The 21,360-nt window shown below is 70.9% G+C and carries 22 protein-coding genes; 11 read left to right on the forward strand and 11 right to left on the reverse strand.

Annotated elements, in window-relative coordinates:
- Positions 1-41: 41 nt before the first annotated feature.
- A complete protein-coding gene (locus ACZ6JY_RS11955; protein ID WP_469194831.1) occupies positions 42-749 on the reverse strand; it encodes an ABC transporter ATP-binding protein in 708 nt (235 codons plus the stop codon).
- A 224-nt stretch (positions 750-973) separates the two neighbouring features.
- Between ACZ6JY_RS11955 and ACZ6JY_RS11960 the strand changes: the two genes are divergently transcribed.
- Together ACZ6JY_RS11960 and ACZ6JY_RS11965 are read left to right on the forward strand one after the other, a co-directional pair.
- Positions 974-2,284: a sensor histidine kinase gene (locus ACZ6JY_RS11960; RefSeq protein ID WP_469195051.1), complete on the forward strand. Its 1,311-nt coding sequence runs from the start codon at positions 974-976 to the stop codon at positions 2,282-2,284.
- The gene (locus ACZ6JY_RS11965; protein WP_469194833.1) at positions 2,281-3,033 is read left to right on the forward strand and encodes a response regulator; all 753 of its coding nucleotides are present in this window, start codon (positions 2,281-2,283) and stop codon (positions 3,031-3,033) included. Before ACZ6JY_RS11960 ends, ACZ6JY_RS11965 begins: the two co-directional genes overlap by 4 nt.
- Positions 3,034-3,064: 31 nt before the next feature.
- On the opposite strand, the gene ACZ6JY_RS11970 is transcribed toward ACZ6JY_RS11965, so the two are convergent.
- From ACZ6JY_RS11970 to ACZ6JY_RS11990, 5 genes are all read right to left on the reverse strand, one after another.
- Positions 3,065-3,694 (reverse strand): DUF6629 family protein, encoded by a 630-nt coding sequence (locus ACZ6JY_RS11970; protein WP_469194835.1) that lies wholly within the window; start codon positions 3,692-3,694, stop codon positions 3,065-3,067.
- Positions 3,695-3,761: 67 nt separating this feature from the next.
- The gene (locus ACZ6JY_RS11975; protein WP_469194837.1) at positions 3,762-3,884 is read right to left on the reverse strand and encodes a hypothetical protein; all 123 of its coding nucleotides are present in this window, start codon (positions 3,882-3,884) and stop codon (positions 3,762-3,764) included.
- A 7-nt stretch (positions 3,885-3,891) separates the two neighbouring features.
- The gene (locus tag ACZ6JY_RS11980; RefSeq protein WP_469194840.1) at positions 3,892-4,470 is read right to left on the reverse strand and encodes a dihydrofolate reductase family protein; all 579 of its coding nucleotides are present in this window, start codon (positions 4,468-4,470) and stop codon (positions 3,892-3,894) included.
- 145 nt (positions 4,471-4,615) lie between these two features.
- Positions 4,616-5,725, reverse strand: a complete 1,110-nt coding sequence (locus tag ACZ6JY_RS11985) for a hypothetical protein (RefSeq protein ID WP_469194842.1) — start codon at positions 5,723-5,725, stop codon at positions 4,616-4,618.
- 2 nt (positions 5,726-5,727) lie between these two features.
- A complete protein-coding gene (locus tag ACZ6JY_RS11990; RefSeq protein WP_469194844.1) occupies positions 5,728-6,855 on the reverse strand; it encodes a beta propeller repeat protein in 1,128 nt (375 codons plus the stop codon).
- Positions 6,856-7,127: 272 nt separating this feature from the next.
- Here ACZ6JY_RS11990 and ACZ6JY_RS11995 point away from each other — a divergent pair, with 272 nt between their 5' ends.
- From ACZ6JY_RS11995 to ACZ6JY_RS12005, 3 genes are all read left to right on the forward strand, one after another.
- A complete protein-coding gene (locus tag ACZ6JY_RS11995) occupies positions 7,128-7,892 on the forward strand; it encodes a polysaccharide deacetylase family protein (protein ID WP_469194846.1) in 765 nt (254 codons plus the stop codon).
- A 526-nt stretch (positions 7,893-8,418) separates the two neighbouring features.
- Complete coding sequence (locus tag ACZ6JY_RS12000; protein WP_469194848.1) at positions 8,419-8,769, forward strand: GntR family transcriptional regulator; 351 nt, start codon at positions 8,419-8,421, stop codon at positions 8,767-8,769.
- Positions 8,770-8,786: 17 nt separating this feature from the next.
- Positions 8,787-9,746, forward strand: coding sequence for a DUF1648 domain-containing protein (locus ACZ6JY_RS12005; RefSeq protein ID WP_469194850.1), 960 nt, complete (start codon positions 8,787-8,789; stop codon positions 9,744-9,746).
- A gap of 96 nt (positions 9,747-9,842) precedes the next feature.
- Here the strand turns inward: ACZ6JY_RS12005 and ACZ6JY_RS12010 are convergent, their stop codons facing one another.
- On the reverse strand, positions 9,843-10,463 hold the full coding sequence (locus tag ACZ6JY_RS12010) for a HutD/Ves family protein (RefSeq protein ID WP_469194852.1): 621 nt from the start codon (positions 10,461-10,463) through the stop codon (positions 9,843-9,845).
- Between the two features lie 74 nt (positions 10,464-10,537).
- On the reverse strand, positions 10,538-11,131 hold the full coding sequence (locus ACZ6JY_RS12015; protein WP_469194854.1) for a hypothetical protein: 594 nt from the start codon (positions 11,129-11,131) through the stop codon (positions 10,538-10,540).
- Positions 11,132-11,282: 151 nt separating this feature from the next.
- Between ACZ6JY_RS12015 and ACZ6JY_RS12020 the strand changes: the two genes are divergently transcribed.
- The 4 genes from ACZ6JY_RS12020 (at position 11,283) to ACZ6JY_RS12035 (ending at position 15,610) form a co-directional block, all read left to right on the forward strand.
- Complete coding sequence (locus tag ACZ6JY_RS12020; protein WP_469194856.1) at positions 11,283-11,810, forward strand: PadR family transcriptional regulator; 528 nt, start codon at positions 11,283-11,285, stop codon at positions 11,808-11,810.
- Complete coding sequence (locus ACZ6JY_RS12025; protein ID WP_469194859.1) at positions 11,807-12,493, forward strand: ABC transporter ATP-binding protein; 687 nt, start codon at positions 11,807-11,809, stop codon at positions 12,491-12,493. The genes ACZ6JY_RS12020 and ACZ6JY_RS12025 overlap by 4 nt, the downstream gene beginning before the upstream one ends.
- Positions 12,490-14,919, forward strand: coding sequence for an FtsX-like permease family protein (locus tag ACZ6JY_RS12030; RefSeq protein WP_469194861.1), 2,430 nt, complete (start codon positions 12,490-12,492; stop codon positions 14,917-14,919). The genes ACZ6JY_RS12025 and ACZ6JY_RS12030 overlap by 4 nt, the downstream gene beginning before the upstream one ends.
- A 145-nt stretch (positions 14,920-15,064) precedes the next feature.
- The gene (locus ACZ6JY_RS12035) at positions 15,065-15,610 is read left to right on the forward strand and encodes a CchlQ (protein WP_469194863.1); all 546 of its coding nucleotides are present in this window, start codon (positions 15,065-15,067) and stop codon (positions 15,608-15,610) included.
- Between the two features lie 39 nt (positions 15,611-15,649).
- On the opposite strand, the gene ACZ6JY_RS12040 is transcribed toward ACZ6JY_RS12035, so the two are convergent.
- Positions 15,650-16,645, reverse strand: coding sequence for an aldo/keto reductase (locus ACZ6JY_RS12040; protein ID WP_469194865.1), 996 nt, complete (start codon positions 16,643-16,645; stop codon positions 15,650-15,652).
- A 126-nt stretch (positions 16,646-16,771) separates the two neighbouring features.
- Between ACZ6JY_RS12040 and ACZ6JY_RS12045 the strand changes: the two genes are divergently transcribed.
- Positions 16,772-17,632: a helix-turn-helix transcriptional regulator gene (locus tag ACZ6JY_RS12045; RefSeq protein WP_469194867.1), complete on the forward strand. Its 861-nt coding sequence runs from the start codon at positions 16,772-16,774 to the stop codon at positions 17,630-17,632.
- 10 nt (positions 17,633-17,642) lie between these two features.
- Here the strand turns inward: ACZ6JY_RS12045 and ACZ6JY_RS12050 are convergent, their stop codons facing one another.
- Entirely contained in the window at positions 17,643-18,818 is a 1,176-nt protein-coding gene (locus ACZ6JY_RS12050; RefSeq protein ID WP_469194869.1) for an epoxide hydrolase family protein, read from the reverse strand.
- Positions 18,819-18,930: 112 nt separating this feature from the next.
- Between ACZ6JY_RS12050 and ACZ6JY_RS12055 the strand changes: the two genes are divergently transcribed.
- Positions 18,931-19,497, forward strand: a complete 567-nt coding sequence (locus ACZ6JY_RS12055; protein WP_469194870.1) for a GNAT family N-acetyltransferase — start codon at positions 18,931-18,933, stop codon at positions 19,495-19,497.
- An 89-nt stretch (positions 19,498-19,586) separates the two neighbouring features.
- Here the strand turns inward: ACZ6JY_RS12055 and ACZ6JY_RS12060 are convergent, their stop codons facing one another.
- Positions 19,587-21,200 (reverse strand): amidase family protein, encoded by a 1,614-nt coding sequence (locus tag ACZ6JY_RS12060; RefSeq protein WP_469194872.1) that lies wholly within the window; start codon positions 21,198-21,200, stop codon positions 19,587-19,589.
- Positions 21,201-21,360 lie beyond the last annotated feature (160 nt).

The raw sequence follows: 21,360 nt of genomic DNA on the forward strand, positions 1-21,360 counted from the left end.
GCGCCGCCCCACCCCTGAGCGCACCACCCGGCCCAGCGCGCTCAACGCGCCACCCCCGCGCTGATGTCCTCAGCGATCTTGCCGTCGGCGATCCTGCCGTCGACGATCCGCACCGTACGGTCGGTGCAGGAGCGGGCCAGCGCGAGATCGTGAGTGACCACGACCAGGGTCTGACCCTCGGCGTTGAGGTCCCTGAACAGGCGGCTGACGTCGTCACCCGCGGCCGTGTCCAGCGCACCGGTGGGCTCGTCGGCCAGGACCAGCGGCGGACGGTTCATCAACGCCCGTGCCACCGCGACGCGTTGACGTTCACCTCCGGACAGTCGTCCCGGGTAGGCGCGTGCGTGCCGGTCGACGCCCAGGGCTTCGAGGAGTTCCGCCGCCCGGCGATGGGCTTCGCCGCGGGGCGCACCGGCCAGCAGCGCGGGAAGCGCGACGTTGTCCGCGACGGTCAGGTCGTCCAGCAGGTTGAAGAACTGGAAGACCATCCCGATCCGGGACCGCCGGTAGCGGGCCGCCGCGGCCTCGGCCAGCCGGTCGACCCGTACACCGGCCACGGTGACGGTCCCGGAGTCCGGCCGGTCCAGGCCCGCGATCAGATTCAGCAGCGTGGACTTCCCGCTGCCGGACGGTCCCAGGACCGCGACCGCCTCGCCGGGCCACACGGTCAGCGACGCGTCGCGCAGCGCGGGCGGCCCGTCGTCATATCTGCGGCTCACGTCACGCAGGTCGATCAACGGCTCGGTCATGAAAGCTCCTTGGGTCCAGACATCCGGCGCCCTGGACGCTAGGCGGGCTCCGGCCCCGGCCACGTCCTTCGCCCGAGCCCTTTGTGGTCATCCGGCGGAACGACGGCGCGCCGGGGTCATCCCTGAGAAGTAGGCGGCTGAAGTACGAGGCGTCGCGGAACTGATCACCGAGACGGATGCCACACGGACGACGCGGCGGTGAGAATGTGCCGGTGACGAACGAGATGGCACTGAAGGACCGGCTGGGGAAGGCGGTACTCAAGGGCCGGCTGGGGGAGGCAGCCCGGCGCATGCTGCGCCCGACCGGTCCCGCACCCCGCCTCACCCGGCGCGGCCGGCACTTCGACCTGCTGGTGGCGGCGGCCTTCGCCATCGCCACCGTGTACTACGCCATCGACGTCGCGGACAGCCAGATACGCGAGGTCCTGCCCGGCGTGGGCAAGGCGGTCCACCCCTCGGGAACGGACGCGCGCATCGCCCTGAGCGCCCTCGCGCTCACCACCTCGGGCGCCCTGGTCCTGCGCCGCCGCTACCCGCTCGCCGTGCTGTGCGTCGTGACCGGCGCGGCGCTGCTGACCCCGCACGACGTTCAGCGGCTGACGTTCTATCCGCTCGTCGTCGCCGTCTACAGCGCCGCGGCCTACAGCCCCTACCGGATCCCCGCCCTGACGGCCGTGCCGACGGCCGTCCTCCTGGTCTTCGCCTCGGGCACCTCGACCAACCGCGTCTACCCGTACGAACCGGGCATCGTCCCTAACGAGTACGTGGCGCTGTGGATCCTCGGACCGCTGGCGATGGCCGCCAACGGCCTGCGCACCTGGCGGGTGCGCACGGACGAGGGCCGCACCCGGCTGGCCGCGGTCGAACGCGAGCAAGCCGAGGCGCTGCATCGCGCCGTCTCCGAGGAACGCGCCAGAATCGCCCGCGAACTGCACGACGTCGTCACCCACAACGTCAGCGTCATGGTCATCCAGGCCGGTGCCGCCCGCAGGGTCATGCGAGCCGTCCCCGACGAGGCCGACGAGGCGCTGCTGGCCGTCGAGGCGAGCGGCCGGGCCGCCATGACCGAGCTGCGCCACGTCATGGGCCTGCTCACCATGGACGGCGGAAACCAGGACACGACCCACGCCGAGAACCTGACCCCGCAGCCGGGGCTCGACCAGTTGGACACCCTCATAGGCCGGGTCCGGGACACCGGCCTGCCGGTCGACCTCAAGGTCAGCGGAACAACTCGTCCCATGCCGTCCGGCATCGGTCTCACCGCCTACCGCGTCGTGCAGGAAGCACTGACCAACACCGTCAAACACGCCTCAGGAGCCCAGGCCACCGTCTGCGTCGAGTACGCCCCCGACCGGCTCCGCGTGGAGGTCTCCGACACCGGCGGCCCTCCCGGCCCCGGCGCGGCCACCGGGAACGGCCGTGGACTGCTCGGCCTGCGCGAACGCCTCGCCGTCTACGACGGAACCCTGCACACCGGCCGCCGTCTCACCGGCGGCTACCGTGTCGAGGCACTCATCCCCCTGGAGACACCGTGACCAAGCCGCCGCTGCGCGTGGTACTCGCCGACGACCAGACCCTGGTCCGTACCGGCTTCCGCATGATCCTTCGCTCGGACGGCATCGAGGTGGTCGCCGAGGCCGTCAACGGCGCCGAAGCCGTCGCCGCGGTGCGCCGGACCCGGCCCGACGTGGTCCTGATGGACGTCCGGATGCCGGAGATGGACGGTCTGGAGGCGACGCGCCGCATTTTGACGGGCCGTTCAGGCACCGGCGACAACGCAGGCACTGGTGGTGCGGATACTGGTGGGGCGGACATTGGTGGTGCGGACGGCCCGCGAGTCATCATCCTGACCACCTTCGACCTCGACCAGTACGTCTACGCGGCACTGTCGGCCGGGGCCAGCGGGTTTCTCCTCAAGGACGTCACCCCGGAGCAACTGATCTCCGCCGTCCGCGCGGTCCGCTCCGGCGACGCCCTGCTCGCACCGGCCGTCACCCGCCGCCTGGTGGAGCGCTTCACGCGGCAGGACGACCACACCACCGCCGTCCACCGCGACCTCGCCTCGCTGACCCCGCGCGAACTCGAAGTCCTCGGCCTGGTGGCCCGCGGGCTGAGCAACGCCGAGGTGGCCGAGCGTCTGCACCTGGCCGAGACGACCGTCAAAACCCACGTCTCCCGCATCCTCGCCAAGCTCCGGCTGCGCGACCGCGTCCAGGCCGTCATCGCCGCCTACGAGACGGGGCTGATCAGCATCGGCGGGCAGGCGCCCGCCGAGCACAGGTGAACCGCCCCGCACGGTCCACGTTCCTCATGCCTCAGGGCCGCGAAGTCTGCGTACGACGTCTTCCGGCCCACAGTGTCAGGACCACGGAGCAGACTGCGGCGAACGCGCACCACGTAGAGATGTACTCCTGCCGCCACAGCGCGAAGGACACCGCCGCCCCGACGGCGACCAGGACACCGAACAGGACCAGGCCGCGGTCGCCGGACAGGAGCAGGGAGCCGATGGTGGCGAGGAGGTAGCCGAGGATCGTCAGCTCCGGCTGCGGCAGCCCCAGCGAGTACCCGACGGTGTGTCCACGGATCTCGGCCGTCACGGTACGGGTCACGAGCGCGTGGGCGAGCACCGCAGCCGTGGCAGCGCCCGCCGCCAGCGGGAGGAGCAGGCGGCGGCGGGCGCTCGGGGGCGCGGCGCACAGCACGGCCGCCGGTACCCACAGCGCCAGCAGCGGAAGCGCGATGACGGCCCAGGCGAGGGTGGCGGGCCCGGCGCCGCCGTCGTTGTGCCAGACCACGGCCTCGATGATCTGGTGGGCCCCGAGAAGGAGAGGCAGCGCGGCCAGCGGCAGGTCACGGGGGCGGCGGGCCGCCAAGGCCACCGAGGCGATCCCCACGGCTCCGATGCCCGCGCCCGCGACGAGGTCGGCCGTCGCGCTCCAGCACATGACAGCAACGCTACGGGCGCCTTGGCGTGGCAGCGCGCCGGAAGCCACCGCATGGCCCTGCATGGGCCTACATGGCCACGCGACGAACGGCGCTCAGGGCGACCGCTGTCCCCGTGGGGCCAGGTGCCGTCGTGGTGGAGGCGTCGGTGGTGATCGCCGCGATGCCGGCCTCCCCCGCCAGGTGGGACACGGTGGACTCACCCGTGCAAGGCGGGCCGGTAGATGAGTTCCTGGATGTGGCCGTCGAGCGTACGGTGCTCGATCAGGTCGAGGTCGAAGTCGGCCGCGCCCTGAAAGATCGGGTCCAGCCCCGTCCGGCCGGTGATCACGGGGAAGAGCGTCACCTGCACGCGGTCGACCAGGCCGGCGGCCATCAGCGCCCGGTTCATCGACAGACTGCCGTGCGAGCGCAGCGGTACCTCGGACTCCGCCTTGAGGCGGGCGACGACGTCGACGGCATCACCGCTCACGACCTTCGCATCCGGCCAGTCGAGGGGGTCTTCCAGCGTGGTCGACACCACCGTTGCCGGCAGGCTCCTCATCCGGGTGACCCAGGGGTCACGCACCTCGGACTCCTCGGTACTGGAGGCCAGCATCTGCGCGAACAACCGATACGTGTTGGCACCGAACACCATCCGCTGCTCCTCGCGGTACAGGGCGAGACGGTGGTCGAGGAGCTCGGGGCCCTGCTTGCCCCAGTAGCCGGTCCAGTCGCCACTGGCGGCACCGAAGCCGTCGAGGCTGGAAAAGACGTCGAATGTGTAGGGAGCGGTCATGGTGGCCTCCGTGAGTGCGGCAGATCGCGTGGGCGTGCTGAAAATACTGACTGGCGACCACGCCGAGACTCATCGCCGCCGGCGCCCTTCTCGCCGCCCGCGCTCCTGCCGCCGCCCGCGTCCCTCTCGCCTCCCCGCGTCCCTCTCAGCCGTACCGCAGGATGCGCGGAGCGAAAGTGCCCTCCGGCCCGCTCGCTCGGCCGACCGCCCACACCTTTTCCGTGCCCGGCACCGGTGCCGGCTCCAGCACCGCTGATTCGCCCTCCCCGGCCACCGCCGGTTCGCTGTACTCGGTGAACGACTGTCCGTTCCAGGCGAGGAAGTCAGGGCCGGGGACGAGCGGGGGAGTGCTGCCGGGCGGCCCCCACTTCTGCGAGCGGGCCACCGAAACCCACCCCAGCTTGCCCGAGGTGTCGGGCGCCAGTGAGTTGATCGCGCCGAAGTCGGTGGGCACGGCCACCCGGCTCCACGTCTGTCCGTCGAAACGGACCAGCAGAGGCGGGACCGGCTTGCCCGCCGGGCCGCCGATGAACCCGGACGTACCACCCGCCCACACCTCCGTCGGTGACACCGCGAGCACAGTGCCCACACCCGCCCGGGGGAATCCGTGCACGATCGACTGCTGCCACGCCTTCCCGTCGAAGTGCGACACCGCCGCGCCCGCGCCGGTGATACCGGCGGCCCAGACGTCGTCACCGGCCAGGATGTGCAGGCCGTACACGAAGCCCGGCGGCACCGGCACGTCCCTCCAGCCGCGCCCGTTCCAGCGCAGCAGAGCCTGAGCGCCGTCACGGGAACCGATCAGCCAGGTCTCACCGCCGCCGGCGACGGCCTTGGTCAGCGCGACACCGCCCGGCGAGCGGCTCTCGCGCCAGGCAGTGCCGTCGAAGCGGAGCAGATGGGCGCCGCCCGCCGAGTCCCTGCCGACCGCCCAGGCGGCTTCGGGCGAGGTCGCGGCGATGGACAGGAGCTCTCCCTGCCAGCCGACCCCTGGCAACTTCTGGCGCTGCCAGGCGGTTCCGTCCCAGCGCAGCATCAGCGGGAAGCCCGGTGCCTCGCGACCGACGGCGTCGGCGCCCACCGCCCACGCCTGGCTGGGTCCGAACGCCACGGCTTCGTTCAGCCCGGCCTGGGGGCGTACCTGTGCCGGGACCGGAACGTGTCGCCAGGGCGTGGTGTCCGCCGCCGCCGATGCCATGGCGGTCACCACGGTCATGGCGACGGCGAGGGCCGCGACGAGAAGTCGGCGTGCCATGGTCAGCCTCCCAGCCGCTCGCTCATCAGATTCGGTTTCGAGCCGTAGATCTCAACGGTCCCGAAGGACAGCAGTGCGGACCCGGCCCTCGCCAGGGCACGCGGTTTGACGTCGATCGCGTTCGTGCGCGTCGGGCCGTACGAGAAGGTGGTGCGGGAACCGTCCACCCGCGCGTACTTCGACTGGAAGGCGCGGTCGCTGCGCACGGGCAGCCACAGAGCACCGTCCGGGCCGCGCACCATGGCCTCGGTGTGGGTGTCATCCAGCGGTGGGTGGGTGGTGCGCCAGGCGTGCCCGGTCCAGGTCATCAGGTAGGTACGGGAGACGCCGTCGGTGTGCCGGCTGCCGCTGATCGTGACCCGGCCGGACGGTTCGAGAAGGATCGTGTGCACGTTGCTGTTCGACGGCAGCGGCACCTTGGCGTCCCGCCACGCGGTTCCGTCCCAGCGCAGGATGGTGGTTCCGGTGATGGTGTCCGCCCAGGCCCAGGCCTCGTCGGCGGTGCGCGCGGTGATCCCCATCAGGAAGTGCACACCGTCAGGGGTGGGCTGCGCCGTCCAGCCGGAACCGTCGTAGCGCAGCACCTTCAGCCCGGTGTCGTCCTCACCGACCACCCAGGCGGCACCCGGTACCGCGGCGAAGTCCTGGTAGGTCCGCAGGGTCCGCGGCAGCGGGACGGTGCTCCACCCGCCCGCCGACCTGCGCAGGATCTCTCCCGCCCCTTCGCGGTCCTGGAGGATCCACACCTCCTCGCCGACGAACTGCACCGTGCCGAGCCGGCCGAGCTCACCGGAGCCGGGGAAGGTCGTGTCCCGGCTCCATGCCGAGCCGTCCCACCGGTACAGCATCGGCCGCAGTCCATCGGCGGAGTGCTCGTACCCGGTGGCCCAAGCTTCCCCCGAACCGCGGGCGGCGAGATCGGACACGGTCACCGGCGAGGCTGCCGCCGCCGGCACGGGCAGCGCCGACCAACTGGGCTTCGTGGCCACGGCAGAGGTGGCGCTCATGTCCGACGTCACGCTCACGCTCGGCGTCGCACTCGCGCCGCCTGACGTGGCAACAGCGGCGGGTGACAAGACCGCGGTACAAGCGATCACAAGACAGACAACAACCGCACGGAGACCGTTCATGAGACCCCCACAGCACGAGGGTCGCAGAGCCTATCGGCGTCACCAACCCGCGAACAGGCGGCATTCCGGCCGAACCTCGGGAGCGGAGGCGGTAGCGGGGAGGCGCTGATCGGATGACTCGTCCGCCCGCTTCGCGCGGCGAGTTGTCCGTGATCCACTTCGAAATTGTCCGTGATCAGTAACAGAGGCATCCCTTGGCCTGCGCGTCTCGTCCTCTCAGGTGGTCGCAAGGCGACCGGTTGTGGGCGAGGACAGCGTGAAAAGGGGCGGACATGGCACGGCACAGCGGCGGGCGAGGCTGGTACGGCAAGATGGTCGGGGCTGCGCTCGGGGTGACGATCCTCGCCACCGGCGCCTCGGTATGGACCGCGCAGGCCGGTGCCACGGACGACGCGCCCCCGAAGGCGACCGCGCCGGGCAGTGACGTCAAGCCGGTCGCGGCGTCCATCGCGCACGCGTCGGAGAAGGGCAAGCGAGGCATCAACCTCACCATCGACGACGGTCCCGACCCCAAGTGGACCCCTGTGATACTCGACTTGCTGAGCGAGTACGGGGTGAAGGCCACGTTCTGCATGGTCGGCAAGCAGGCGCAGGCCCACCCCGACATCGTGAAGAAGGTGGTCGCCGCCGGGCACCGGCTGTGCGACCACGCGGTTTCCCACAACACCGCCATGGACAAGCAGCCCAAGGCCTACCAGTCGCAGGAGATACTCGACGCCGAGCGCATGATCACCAAGGCGTCCGGGGGCGTACGGCCGGTGTACTACCGTGCGCCCGGCGGGGCCTTCACCCCGTACAGCCGCAAGCTCGCCGCTTCCCGGGGAATGCGTCCGCTGGGCTGGAACGTGGACACCAAGGACTTCGAGCTTCCCGGCACGGACGCCATCGTCGCGACCGTCGAGCGGGAGCTGCCGAACGGGCCGACGCTCCTCTTCCACGACGCGGGCGGCGACCGCACCCAGACCGTCGAGGCCCTGCGCCGACTCCTGCCCCGACTCAAGGAGCAGGGCTACTCCTTCGGCTTCCCGGTGCGCTGACCCCTCGCGGCCCGCTTGCCGCCGGCGACGCTTGCCCTTCATGGACCCTGACGGACCAGGCCCGTCAACGAACTCGTCGAGGCCGCCGACGAGAGGCAGTTGTTGCCCAAGCCCATCCCCGCCGCGGACGCGTTCTGACGGGGATACCGCCGCCGGAGCCTGCTGATGGCCGACTCCGGCGGTCACTCATCTGTTTCACTCACCTGTTTCCCCCACGTGTTCAGCGATGCCTGATCACATGCGCTGCACGGATGCGGCCCGCCAATCCGGCGAGGGGCCCGACCCCAGCTCCGTCCAGTACTCCCGGCCCTGAACGAACGACCTTCCCGTCCCGGACCGTCCAGAAGGACGCCACGCGGTGACGCACAGAGGCCGACCCAGTCCCGAGCCTGCATGCGGTCCCACAACTGCTGAATGACCTTCACCGGTTCCGTGAACGCATCCGTCGCGGAGCGTGACCCAGACAAGCACGTTGACGCCAGGCGCTTTCCTCTGAGGTGAGAATGGTGCTAGCGTCATTAGCATCATGTTGCTGAGACTGAACGTCGCGGACACGCGTCCCCTGCATGAACAAGTGGCTGGGTCCATCCGGCGCGCCATCGCCGAGGGGGAGATCGCCGTGGGCGACAAGTTGCCTCCGGCGCGGGAGCTTTCGCAGGTGCTCGGGGTGAACGCCAACACGGTGCTGCGGGGCCTCCGAACCCTGCGCGACGAAGGCGTACTGGAGTTCCGGCGGGGCCGAGGCGTGACGGTGGCCGGTGGAGCGGCGGATCAGCGTGCCGTGCTGCTGAACCGCGTGCACGACCTCGTCACCGACGCCGCGCACATGGGCTACAGCAGGACCGAACTCATAGAGATGATCAGGGGGACCTCGTGAATGAACCCAAGGTGAGTGTGACTGCCGGGACTTGGGGTGTTGTGGGCTGGTCGGCCGGAGTACTGCTGCTCCTGGTGGGCGCCCCCGTCGCCGCGAGCGGACGGCTGCCGGAGCGGTTGGCCACCCACTGGAGCGGCGGTGGCGCGCCCGACGGCTCCATGCCGCTGTGGGCGGCGGCGCTCTTCCCGGCTCTGATCTGGTCGGTGCTGGTGGCAGTCGCGGCGGTGGGCTGGTGGCGGTCGGGTGGCCGGGCGGGAGCAGCGGTTCAGGGGTGGGCGGGCGTCACTCTGCTCCCCGGCGGCGTCTTCCTCGTCGGCGCGCAGGCGTCTGTTGTGCGGGCCAACGTGGACCGCGAGCACTGGCGTGAGGCCGACATGGCGTCCGGCTGGATCGTGGCGGCCCTCGTCGCTGCCGTCACGGTCGGGCTGGCCGCCTGGCTGATGACTCGGCGAGGTACTGACACGCGGGGACCGATGCCCTCCGGGCCAGGAATGGACATCCCCGACGGCCAGCGCATCGTGTGGTTCTCACGCGCGTCCAACCGGTGGCTGCACTTGGTGTCCGCCGTGACCGGGTTCCCGGCCGTGGCGGCTGTCGTGGCCGCCACGGCCGGGCTGACGGAACCGCACTGGTCGTTGATCGTGCCGCTCGCCCTCGTCTCCCTCGCGGTCCTGGGCTGCGCCTCGGTGCAGGCGCGGGTCAGCGACAAGGGGCTCGAAGTGTCCTTCGGACCGCTCGGGCTGCCAACCCGGCGCTGGGCGACGGGGGACATCGAGTCGGCTCGCTCCGAGTACCGCGCCCCGGCGCAGGTCGGTGGATGGGGGTACCGGCTGAGCGGCCTGGGAACCACGGTCATGCTGCGCAGCGGCGAGTGCCTCGTCATACGGGCTCACGGCAAGGACTTCGCTGTGAGCGTGGATGACGCCGAACGCGGCGCCGCACTGCTGAACTCGCTGACGGCGAAGAGCGCGGGCTGACGGCGGCGCCGGGCGGGCATGTCCTGCCGGGCGGCCTTCTTCCGCACGGAACCGGATCGGCCTGGCGTCGGCCCCCGGGTGTACGCCTGTACGCCCTCACTGCGCCGCGGTGATCCTGATCTCGGCCACTGTGCCGTCGCCCCGCAGAGTCAGCGACCCCGGGCCTTCGCCGCGTACGCAGTCGAGACGGCCGAGCGCGGTCTCCGGCCCGTCAGATGAGCCGACGGTGATTCCCTCGGTGGCGGCCATGACGAGGAGCGTCTCGTCCTCGGCGTACGTGAGTTCCGCCCCTTGCGAGGTGCCGACGGTGATGATCCGCACGTGTGCCGTAGCCCGGCCTCTGCGGGTCATCACGTTCATGTTGCGCACCGGGCCCGCCTTCAGCCGGCAGTCCGTGGACGCGTCGCCGGGGAAGGCGAAAGGGGTCAGCGGCCCGACCGGCTGCGCGGTGCCGTCCACGGCCAACACCATGCCTTCGCCCTCGACCACGGTGATCACTCGGTCGGTCTCGGGGAAGGCCGAGAAGGGACCCGCCGTTTCTACGTCGGCGACGCTCACCCGCCAGTCGAAGCCGTCCGCGGGCCCCCTGAGGGCAGCGGGCCCCCCGAGGGGCGAAGGCACCTGTACGGTGCCCGACGCGACCTCCCGGGTCACACCACCGCCGTTCTTCCACGGCACGGTGCGGTATTCACTCCAACGCAGAACTTCTCGCCCCACCCGGCCCAGCCTCCTTCTTCAGCCACACCCTGAACCAGCCAACCAACCAGCCCAGGAACGATACCCAGTCCGGCTCAGCACTCTCCCGAGCTGCTGGACACCGAGAACTCATAGCTGGGAACGGTCACCGTGCCCGTTCCGCCGGCCACGCCCGGGGGCTCGTAGTCGCCGTCCTTCGACCGCTTGCGCTCAAGGTGCACGCACATGGAAGCGCCCGCGCCGGAGGCGGTGACCGTGAAGCGGGCGTCTGTTGCCTCGTTGGCGGTTGCCGGGGCGGCATCCACGCCGCTCTGCGGAGCGTCCCCGCCGCCGTGTTCGACGACCTCGTCCTCGATCATCGAGGCGTACTCGTCGTTGAAGCCGCTGTCGTCGCCGAAGATGTCGCCGAACCGTGAACTGCCGTCCAGAGCAGTCGCCGCCTGACCCACCGCGCTCGTGAGCTCGGCATCATTCCACCCGACGCGATCCGAGGCGTTCATCAGCTGGACGGTGGTGAACACGCTGACGCCGGCCACGGTGAAGAGGGCAACGCGCGCGATCGTTAAGGCGCCGTCGCGTAGGGCGGAGGCCGATGGGTTCAGCGCGTGCCGTGCGGCGCGTACGCGGGCCGCGGGGACGCACGCCATGGCCACGAGCACGCCAGCCAGCGCGAAGCCGAACACGATCATCCCTGTCACCGTCACCCCTCGTCTTACGCCCTGCCTCACCGGCCACGGCCAGAACTTCACCGAACACCGAGTCTATCCGGGCACAGACGCAGCGAGAGTTGGCGCGACTTTATATACACTCTGGGTATACACGCGGTGTACAGTCCCCTCCATGTCCATCGGCCACGCACTTCTCGGGCTCCTGGAATCCGGGCCCCGCCACGGTTACGACTTGAAGCGAACCTTCGACGAGACGTTCAGGCACGACAAGCCGTTGCACTACGGGCAGGTCTACTCGACCATGTCCCGCCTCCTGAAAAACGGACTCGTGGAGGTCGACGGGATAGAGGCCGTCGGCGGTCCGGAACGCAAGCGGTACGCCATCACCGAAGCAGGCGTCACCGACGTGCGGCAGTGGCTCGCGATGCCGGAGAAACCCGAGCCCTACCTCCAGTCGACCCTCTACACCAAGGTCGTCCTCGCCCTGCTGACCGGGCGCGACGCCGCCGAACTCCTCGACACCCAGCGCGCCGAACACCTGCGTCTGATGCGCGTCCTCACGGACCGCAAGCGCAAGGGCGACCTCGCCGACCAGTTGATCTGCGACCACGCCCTGTTCCATCTGGAAGCCGACCTGCGCTGGCTGGAGCTCACCGCCGCGCGCCTGGACAAGCTCACCGCGGAGGTGCGCCCCTCATGACTCCCGCCGAACCCCTTCTCACCGCCCACGACCTGCGTAAAACGTACGGGACCACACCCGCTCTGGACGGCGCCTCGTTCGCCGTCCACCCGGGTGAGATCGTCGCCGTCATGGGCCCATCGGGCTCGGGCAAGTCGACGCTGCTGCACTGCCTCGCGGGCATCGTCACCCAGGACTCCGGGACGATCACCTACGACGGCCGCGACCTGACCGCGATGACCGACGCCGAGCGCAGCGCCCTGCGCCGCACGGAGTTCGGCTTCGTCTTCCAGTTCGGCCAGCTCGTACCGGAGCTGACCTGCGTCGAGAACGTGGCGCTGCCGCTGAGGCTGAACGGCGTCCACCGCAAGGAGGCCGAGCGCCGGGCCACCGCCTGGCTGGCGCGCCTGGAGGCGGACGACCTGGCGGGCCGGCGGCCGGGAGAGATATCGGGCGGCCAGGGCCAGCGGGTCGCCGTGGCCCGCTCCCTGGTCACGAACCCGCGCGTCCTGTTCGCCGACGAGCCGACCGGCGCCCTGGACTCGCTCAACGGCGAGCGCGTCATGGAACTGCTCACCGACGCCGCGCGCGGCGCGGACACCGCCGTCGTCCTGGTCACCCACGAAACGCGGGTCGCCGCCTACTCGGACCGCGAGATCGTCGTACGGGACGGCAAGTCCTGGCAGTTGGAGTCCGCGCGATGACCCTCGTGAACGGCCACGCCGACCACGCCGACCGTACGGATAGCGCGGCTGTCCCGCCCTCCAACGGCTCGTCGTCCGGGCCTCCCGGCTGGCTGCGCGACCTCGGCCTCGGCATCCGCTTCGCGGTGTCGGGCGGACGCGAGGGCTGGATCCGTACGCTGCTCACCGCACTCGGCGTCGGCCTCGGCGTCGCCGTGCTGCTCGGCGCCGCGTCCGCGCCCACCCTGCTGCACGGACTCGACGTACGAGGTGACGCCCGTCAGCTCGGAGTGGGGACCTCCGCGCAGCTCAAGCCGGGCGAGCGGACGATGCTGGCCCTCGATGCCTCCACGGAGTACCGGGATCATGAGATCGGCGGCTATCTGCTGCGGCCCGAGGGCGCGCACCCGCCTCTGCCACCAGGGGTCGACAGGCTGCCCGGGCCCGGCGAGAGCGTCGTCTCCCCGGCGCTCAGGGACCTGCTCGACTCACCCGAGGGCAAGCTCCTCAAACAGCGCTACGACCACCGCGTCATCGGCACCATCGGCGACGCCGGTCTGACCGACCCCTTCGAGCTGTACATGTACGCGGGCAGTGACACCCTCACCGCCGACAACAGCAGTGCCGCCCGGCTCGACCACTTCGGGCAGCACTGGCTGTCCACTCCGCTGCAACCGGTCCTGATCCTGCTCATCGTCCTGGTCTGCGTCGTGCTCCTCGTCCCCGTCGCCATCTTCATCGCGACGGCCGTACGGTTCGGCAGCGAGCGCCGCGACAAGCGGCTCGCCGCACTGCGGCTGATCGGCGCCGACGTACGGACGACTCGGCGGATCGCCGCCGGTGAGGCCCTGTTCGGCTCGCTCGTCGGGCTGGCCTTCGGAGTGGTCTTCTTCCTCGCCGTGCGCCAACTCGTCGCACACTTCGAGGTCTGGCAACTGTCCGCCTTCCCCCAGGACTTCTCGCCGGTACCCGCACTGGGCGTCATGGTCCTGCTGGCCGTGCCGCTGGCTTCCATCGCCGTGACCTCGTTCGCGCTGCGCTCGGTGACCATCGAGCCGCTGGGCGTCGTGCGCAGCGGCCGCCTCCGAAACCGCCGCTTGTGGTGGCGCCTGCCGGTCCCGCTGATCGGTGTGCTGCTGCTGTCCACGACGGGCAGGGCCGACGCGGCAGGCGTCCTCGGAGTCGTACACGTCGCGGCGGGCATCGCACTCACCCTGATCGGGTTGGTCCTGGTCCTGCCATGGCTGGTCGAGGCGACCGTTCGGCGCATGCGGGGCGGCCCGGTGCCCTGGCAGCTGGCCGTTCGCAGACTCCAGTTGAACAGCGGCGGCGCGAGCCGAGCGGTCGCCGGCATCACCATCGCGGTCGCGGGCGGCATCGCCCTGCAGATGTTCATCACCGGCATCGACGACGACTTCACCACAGCCACCGGCCACGACCCCGAGCGGGCCGAAATCGGCGCCACCGCCAACTTCAGCAGCGGGGAACCGGCCCAGCGAATGGCCGACGAGTTCAACGCGACGAGGGGCGTGAAGAAGGCCGTCGTCACCGTCGAGGCATCGGCGAGCCCGGTGGGCGCGAAACCGGCTTCGGACGGGACCGTGCCGTCGGTCCGCTTCTCCGTCGGCTCATGCGCGTCACTGCGCGAGATGGCGAAGCTGCCGTCCTGCTCGGACGGTGACGTCTTCCTGGTCACCGAATCCCGAGACACCAGCCAGGACAGGGACCTGGCCAAACACGCACGCCCCGGTGCCCGCTTCGACTTCGGCGACCCCGGTGACAGCGACCGCACGGCATCCGATCCGGCCCCCTGGACGCTCCCGCGCTCCGCCCGCACGGTCGACTCCCGGCGCGACCCCGCGGGAAGCTACTACGGTGGAATCCTCGCGACCCCAGGGGCCTTTGACACCTCGCGTCTCCCATACGCCGTGACGAGCGCGAAGATGCAGGTCGACGACAACGTGCCCGACGCCGTCGACCGTGTGCGCAACACCGCCTACCGGAACGACCCGACCATGCGCGTATACAGTTACCGTACGGTGGAGCGCGACAAGGTCTACGACAACATCCGGTCCGGCCTGTTCACGGCCGCGGCTCTCACCATGATGCTGATCGCCGCGTCCATGCTCGTATCGCAGGTCGAGCAACTCCGCGAGCGAAAAAGGTTGTTGTCGGTTCTCGTCGCCTTCGGTACCCGCCGCTCGACGCTGGCCTTGTCGGTGCTGTGGCAGACGGCGATCCCCGTCGTGCTCGGCATGGCTGTCGCGGTCACCGGCGGACTCACGCTGGGCCGGCTCATGCTGCGCGTCGCCGGCGAACCAGTCACCGACTGGTTCGTCTTCCTCCCCCTGGTGGGTGTGGGCGCCGCGGCGATCGCGGCAGTGACCCTGCTGAGCATGCCGGTGCTGTGGCGCTTGATGCGGACGGACGGTTTGCGCACGGAGTAGTCATCCAGGCATCCACGGAGCAGGCACCCAAGGCGTGGTCGGTCCCGGCCTTCGGGCATCATCTGCGGGACAGATCGGAACCGTGCGAAGGCCGTGCCGTTCCGGGACGCGGACACGGACGGGGGCACGGGTGGAGTGGGGAACATTGGTCGCCACGCTGGGCGGCGGGTTCATCGCGATAGCGGGCACCGTGCTGGCCGACCGCCTGCGCACCCGTCAGGAGCACCTCCGTGGTCTTCAGACGCGCCGCAGGGACGTCTACACGGAGTTCATCGCGGCGGCGGGCATGGCCCACACCGAACTGCGCCGCCTCGCGCAGAACGGCACCGGGGCGGGCGACCTGGAGGAGGCGAGCCGTGCCGCCCTGACCGACGCCCGCATCTACGAGGTGCGCGAGCGCCTCTTCATAGACGCCAGCACACGCATCGCGGGCACGGGCCAGGCCATGTTCGAACGCCTCCGCGCCTTGCGGAAGGCGGTCGCCGCGGGCGCCGGTATCTCGACCCCGGCGTTCCACGACGTCTACCACCCCTACCTGGACGCCGTCTGGGCCTACCGCGAGGCCGTCCGCGACGAACTGGAGGGCCACGCCCTCACCCCGACCGACTTCGGCTGGTCCGCGTGGGACGGCCGCGAGCGCTGCCCGCAGTGCGCGGAGCACGGGACGGACGCGCCGTCCGGGCAGCGCTGACGCTCCCGGACGGCCATGCTCCCGGACAGCGGCCGGATCCTAGTTGCCCACCCCCAGCCCGGACATGAACGCGGCCGGGTACCGGTCGCCGCGTGCCGCACCCCGCGGCACCGCCTTCTCGATGGCGGCGAAGTCGTCCGGCGTGAGGGTCACCTGTAGCGAGGGCAGGGCCTCGGTCAGGCGCGCTCGTGTGCGGGCGCCGACGAGCGGCACGATGTCCTCGCCCCGCGCGGCCACCCAGGCGATGGCCAGTTGGGCGACGGTGCAGCCCTTCGCGTCGGCCACCTGGCGCAGCGCTTCCACGACGGACAGGTTGTGACCCACGTTCTCAGCGGCGAACCGCGGGCTGTGGGTGCGCATGTCACCGGGACCGGCAGTGTGCCCGGCCGTCCAGTGCCCGGAGATGAGACCGCGGCTGAGGACCCCATACGCGGTCATGCCGATGCCGAGCTCACGCAAGGTGGGAAGGACTTCCGCCTCGACCGCGCGGGAGATCAGGGAGTACTCGATCTGGAGATCGGCCACCGGTTGGACGGCGTGGGCCCGGCGGATCGTCGGGGCGTCGACCTCCGAGAGCCCCAGATGCCGTACGTACCCGGCGTCGATCATCTCCTTGACCGCGCCGACCGTCTCCTCGATCGGCACCGCGGGGTCCAGCCGGGCGGGACGGTAGATGTCGATGTAGTCGGTGCCCAGCCGGTTCAGCGAGTACGCAAGGAAGTTCTTCACCGCCTCAGGACGGCAGTCCGCACCGGCGAACGCCGGCACGGGACCGCTCAGCATGCCGAACTTGACGCTCAGCTGATAGCTGTCCCGGTCCCGGCCGCGCAGCGCCTCGGCGAGCAGCAGTTCGTTGTGGCCCATCGTGTAGAAGTCACCGGTGTCGATCAGCGTGACGCCCGCCTCCAGCGCGGCGTGCACGGTCGCGACGCTCTCGGACCGGTCGCACTCGCCATAGGCACCGGACATCCCCATGGCTCCCAGGCCCAGGGTGGAAACGGCCGGGCCGGTACGGCCCAGGGTTCGCTTGTGCATCACGTACTCCTTCGTCGTCGCTCTGCCACCCACCGTGCATCCGCGAGAGCGCCCGCGGGAGTGGAGCGCTCATCCTGGGAGTGCCGCTCCCTGGCTGCGCCGTCCGTGGCGAGCAATCATGGGCCCATGGAACGTGAGCAACTGGCCGATTTCCTGCGGAGCCGCCGGGAGGCGATCAGCCCGGCGGAGGTCGGCCTGGCCGACGGCCCCCGGCGCCGCACCCGTGGCCTGCGCCGCGAGGAGGTGGCCATGCTCGCCGGAATGTCGGTGGACTACGTCGTACGCCTTGAGCAGGGCCGAAGCAGCCAGCCCTCGGTCCAGCTCCTCGGCGCGCTGGCCCGGGCGCTGCGCCTCTCGGAGGACGAGCGCACCCACCTGTTCCACCTGGCCGGCCACCGCCCACCGCCCGCCGACCAGGTGGCCCGGCTGGCCCGCGCCGGTCTGGTGCGCATGCTCGACCTGCTCGCCGGCACACCTGCCCTTGTCCTGTCCGACCTGGGCGAGATCCTGGCCCAGAACCGGGCGGCCGTCCTGCTGATGGGCGAGCACACGGACTTCACGGGCGACCGGCGCTACCTCGTCTACCGCTGGTTCACCGACCCCGCGACCCGCGCCGTCCACCCACCCGAGGAACAGCGGCGCCAGGCCCGCCAGATGGTGGCCGACCTGCGCGCGACCGCCGGCCGGCGCTCCGGTGATCCGACCGTCACCGGGCTCATCGACCGCTTGCAGGCGGCGAGCGCCGACTTCCGCCGCCTGTGGACCGAGCACGAGGTGGCGGTACGGCGGGCCGACCGCAAGACCCTGTTGCACCCACGGGTGGGCCCCCTGGTCATGGACTGCGAAACCCTGGTCACCCCGGACCAGGGCCAGCAGTTGCTGGTGCTGACCCCGGCCGACACCCAGACCCGCGAGCGGTTCGAGCTGCTGCGCGTACTCGGCACCCAGGACTTTCCCACCGGGTCGAGCAGCGCACCGTCGAAGTGAAGCAGTCACCTCACGCGCGGAAGGGGCGGAAGAACTCGCGCAGTTCCGCCGCGTAGCGTTCCGGCTGCTCGAACGGGGCGAAGTGGCCGCCGCGTTCGGGCTCACTCACGTACGCGAGGTTCGTCGTCCGCGCGAGCCACGCCCTCGGCGGACGGACGACGTCGCCGCGGAAGAGGGAGAAACCCGACGGCACATCGACCCGCCGGGCGAATTGTGCCGGGTCGATCGTGGCGTTCGCGTGGTACATCCGCATCGACGAGCCGATCGTGCCGGTCAGCCAGTACAGCATCACCGCCGTGAGGATCTCGTTCTTGGTGTAGACGCTCTCGATGTCGCCGCCGCAGTCGCTCCACGCACGCAGCTTCTCGACGATCCACGCGGCGAGCCCGACGGGGGAGTCGGTAAGGCCGAACGCGGCGGTCTGCGGCTTCGTACGGTGCAGCGCCCCGTACGCGCCCTCGTTCGCACCCCAGGCCGCGGCGCGCTCGAACCAGTCCCGCTCCTCGGCCGTCAGCACCGCGGGGTCACCGGTGAACACGGGAAGGCCACCGTCCATGCGGTGGACCGCCACGACCCGGTCGGGGTGATCGAGGGCGAGGTAGCGACTCACATGGCTGCCTATGTCACCGCCCGCCGCGCCGAACGTCCCGTAGCCGAGCGTCGTCATGAGTTCGGCCCATAGACCCGCCACCTCAATGGAGTTGAGCGGCGGCCCGGCGGGCCGCTCGGAGTAGCCGTAGCCCGGCATGTCGGGCACGACCACGTCGAACGCGTCGGCGGGGTTACCGCCGTGCGCGCCCGGGTCGGTCAGCAGCGCGACGACCTTGGTGTACCGCCAGAACGAGTCCGGCCAGCCGTGACAGAGCACGAGCGGCAGCGCGGTCCCGGACGGCGCGGCGGCCCGCGCATGCACGAAGTGGATCCCGAGACCGCCGACCCGCGCGCGGAACCGGGGCAGGCGCGCCAGCCGCGCCTCCTCGCTGGGCCAGTCGAAGCCGTCCGCCCAGTAGCCCACCAGCTCGCGCAAGTAGGCCACGTCGGTACCCAGGGACCAGCCCGCGTCCTCGGGTGCGTCCGGCCAGCGGGTGGCGCGCAGACGAGCCCGCAGATCGTCCAGGGCAGCCGGTTCGGCCCTCGGCGCGTACGGTTCGGGGCGAGGCGGGAGGGCGTCCGTGTCGCTCGTCATGCACGACATCCTGCTACGCGGAACGAGGCACCGCCCGCAGGCGCGCTCCTGGGAGTGTCCGGCACGACCACGGGCGGATTCACGCCTCGGGGTGTGCGATAGGTTGCCCGCCATGACTGACCTCGGACATATCGCCTGGCCACCGGCCCCGATCAGGACCGAGCGGCTCGTGCTCCGCGAATCCGTGGCCGACGACCGCGCGGCGTTCATCGAGTTGTTCGCCTCGCCGGAGGTGGGCACCTACCTCGGCGGAGGCCGAGCGCGTGCTGAGCTCGAGCGCGCGGTGCCCGAGGTGCCCGGGCGGCGCCCCGGCTTCTTCGTGGTCGATCTGGGCGGAGCGATGATCGGCATGGTCTCGCTCGATCGGCGCGACGCGGAGCGTCCGGGGCATGTCCGTCAGGGCGCGGAGGAGGCCGAGATCGGCTACCAGTTCCTGCCGACGGCGTGGGGACATGGGTACGCCGCGGAGGCGTGCGCGGCGGCACTTGACTGGTTCGCCGACGCGTGTCCGGGCGAGCCGGTGGTGCTCTGCACCCAGCTCGCCAACGCCCCCTCGATGCGCCTGGCGGCGAAGCTGGGGTTCACCGAGGTGGAGCGGTTCGAGGAGTTCGGCGCCGAGCAGTGGTTCGGCGTACGGACCTCTGTTGGGTCTGTCGGGTCTGCCGCCTCCGCCACTTGAAGGTGCCCGTGCGCCGATCCGGTGAACGGTCCCGTGGCGTGGCCGCCGGACTGCCGATCAGCGCCACCGAAACCGTTCACCGGCCCTGGTCACCGTGCCGCGTCGGCCCCCACAGTCGGCAGGAAGCGCGGTGCGCGCCACGCCTTCAGGCGGTTCTCCACCGCCGCCCCCAGTGACAGCAGCTTGCCGTCCTGGTGGTCACCGGCCATCAGGAGCAGGCCGACCGGCAGCTCGCCCACGGACCCGGCGGGCACCGAGAGGGACGGATACCCGGCGACGGCCGCGGGGGTGGAGGACGGGATGACGTCGTTGTCCCCGCGCGCGCAGTCCGTCGTCCAGGCCGGCGGGTTCGTGGGCGCGGCGATGGCGTCCAGGCGGTGGGAGGCCATGGTCTCGTCGATGGAACGCTGGGAGAGGTCCTTCAGCTCCGCGCGCATCGCCACGTACTCGGGGTCGGTCGTGGGCGGCGCGGCGAGGGCCTGCTCGAACAGCTCCTGGCCGGCGAAGCAGGCCTGCTCCTCGGGGTGGGTGCGGTTGAACTCGATCAGCTCGGCGAGGTTCTTGGGCCCCTCGCGCGTGGCGAGGTAGGCGTCGATGTCCCGGTGGAACTCACTGAGCAGCGCCGGGAATTCGAGCTCGGCGAGCCGCGCCTGGTAGGGAGGCGTCACCTCGACGACCACGGCTCCGGCCTTGCGTAGCTTCTTCGCCGTACGGGTCATCACCGCGTCCACGTCGGATCCGAGCGAGGGCAGGCGCCACAGACCGATCCGCTTGCCGCGGAGGTCTTGCGGGCCACCCGGGTGGGCGGCAACGCCCTTTCCGCGCGAGCCCTCATCCTCGCTCAGCACCGAAAGAGTGAGCGCGGTGTCGACCACGTTGCGCGCCATGGGCCCTGCCGTGTCCTGCTCGGCGGAGATCGGCACCACGCCCGACTGGCTGACGAGGCCGAGGCTGGGTTTGTGGCCCACGACGCCGTTCATCCCGGCCGGGCACACGATGGAGCCGTCCGTCTCGGTGCCGATCGCCACCTGCGACAACGACGCGGCAAGCGCGGCGCCGGAGCCGGACGACGAACCGCACGGATTACGGTCGAGGACGTAGGGGTTGTTGGTCTGCCCGCCCACTGCCGACCACCCCGATGTCGGCTTCGCGGCACGGAAGTTGGCCCACTCGGACATGTTGGTCTTGCCGAGGATCACCGCCCCCGCCTTGCGCAGCCGGGTCACGAGCGCGGCGTCGGTGCCGGGCGGGCTCCCGGCGAGTGCCAGCGACCCGGCGGTCGTCGGCATGTCGCGGGTGTTCACGTTGTCCTTGAGCAGGACGGGGATACCGTCCAGCGGCCCGAGGGTCTTGCCACGCCGGTGCCTGACGTCACTGGCGGCCGCCTGGCGCAGGGCAGTCGGGCTGGTGCGCAGCACCGAGTGAATCTTGGAGTCGACCTTGTCGATCCGGCGCAGGTAGGCGCGGGTCAGCGCCGACGAGGTCAGCGAACCCCGCGCCATGCGCGCCTGGAGCTGCGGGATGGTCACCGTGTCGAGATCCACCCCGGCGAGACCCGGCCCGGACGGATCGGTCGGCCCGGATGGTCTCGAAGAGCTGTCGGTGCCGGACTCCGCGGCTTGCGCGCCCGCATGCGTACCGGCCGTTAAAAGGGACCCCGCGACAAGCGCGGCGGTCATTGCGGCAATGCTTCTCTTCCCCATGCGGATCAGCGGACTACACGGGGCACGTCCGGCGCAAGGGTGCGTGGCCTCAGCAGAGTGTGGACACCGCTTCCACGATTCCACTCGGGCACCCACCCTCCCCGAACCCCGTCGGAGGAGCGGGCTGATACTGGACGTGCTGCTGCGCACTGCATCACCG

The organism is Streptomyces sp. NPDC046335, from assembly GCF_055587985.1.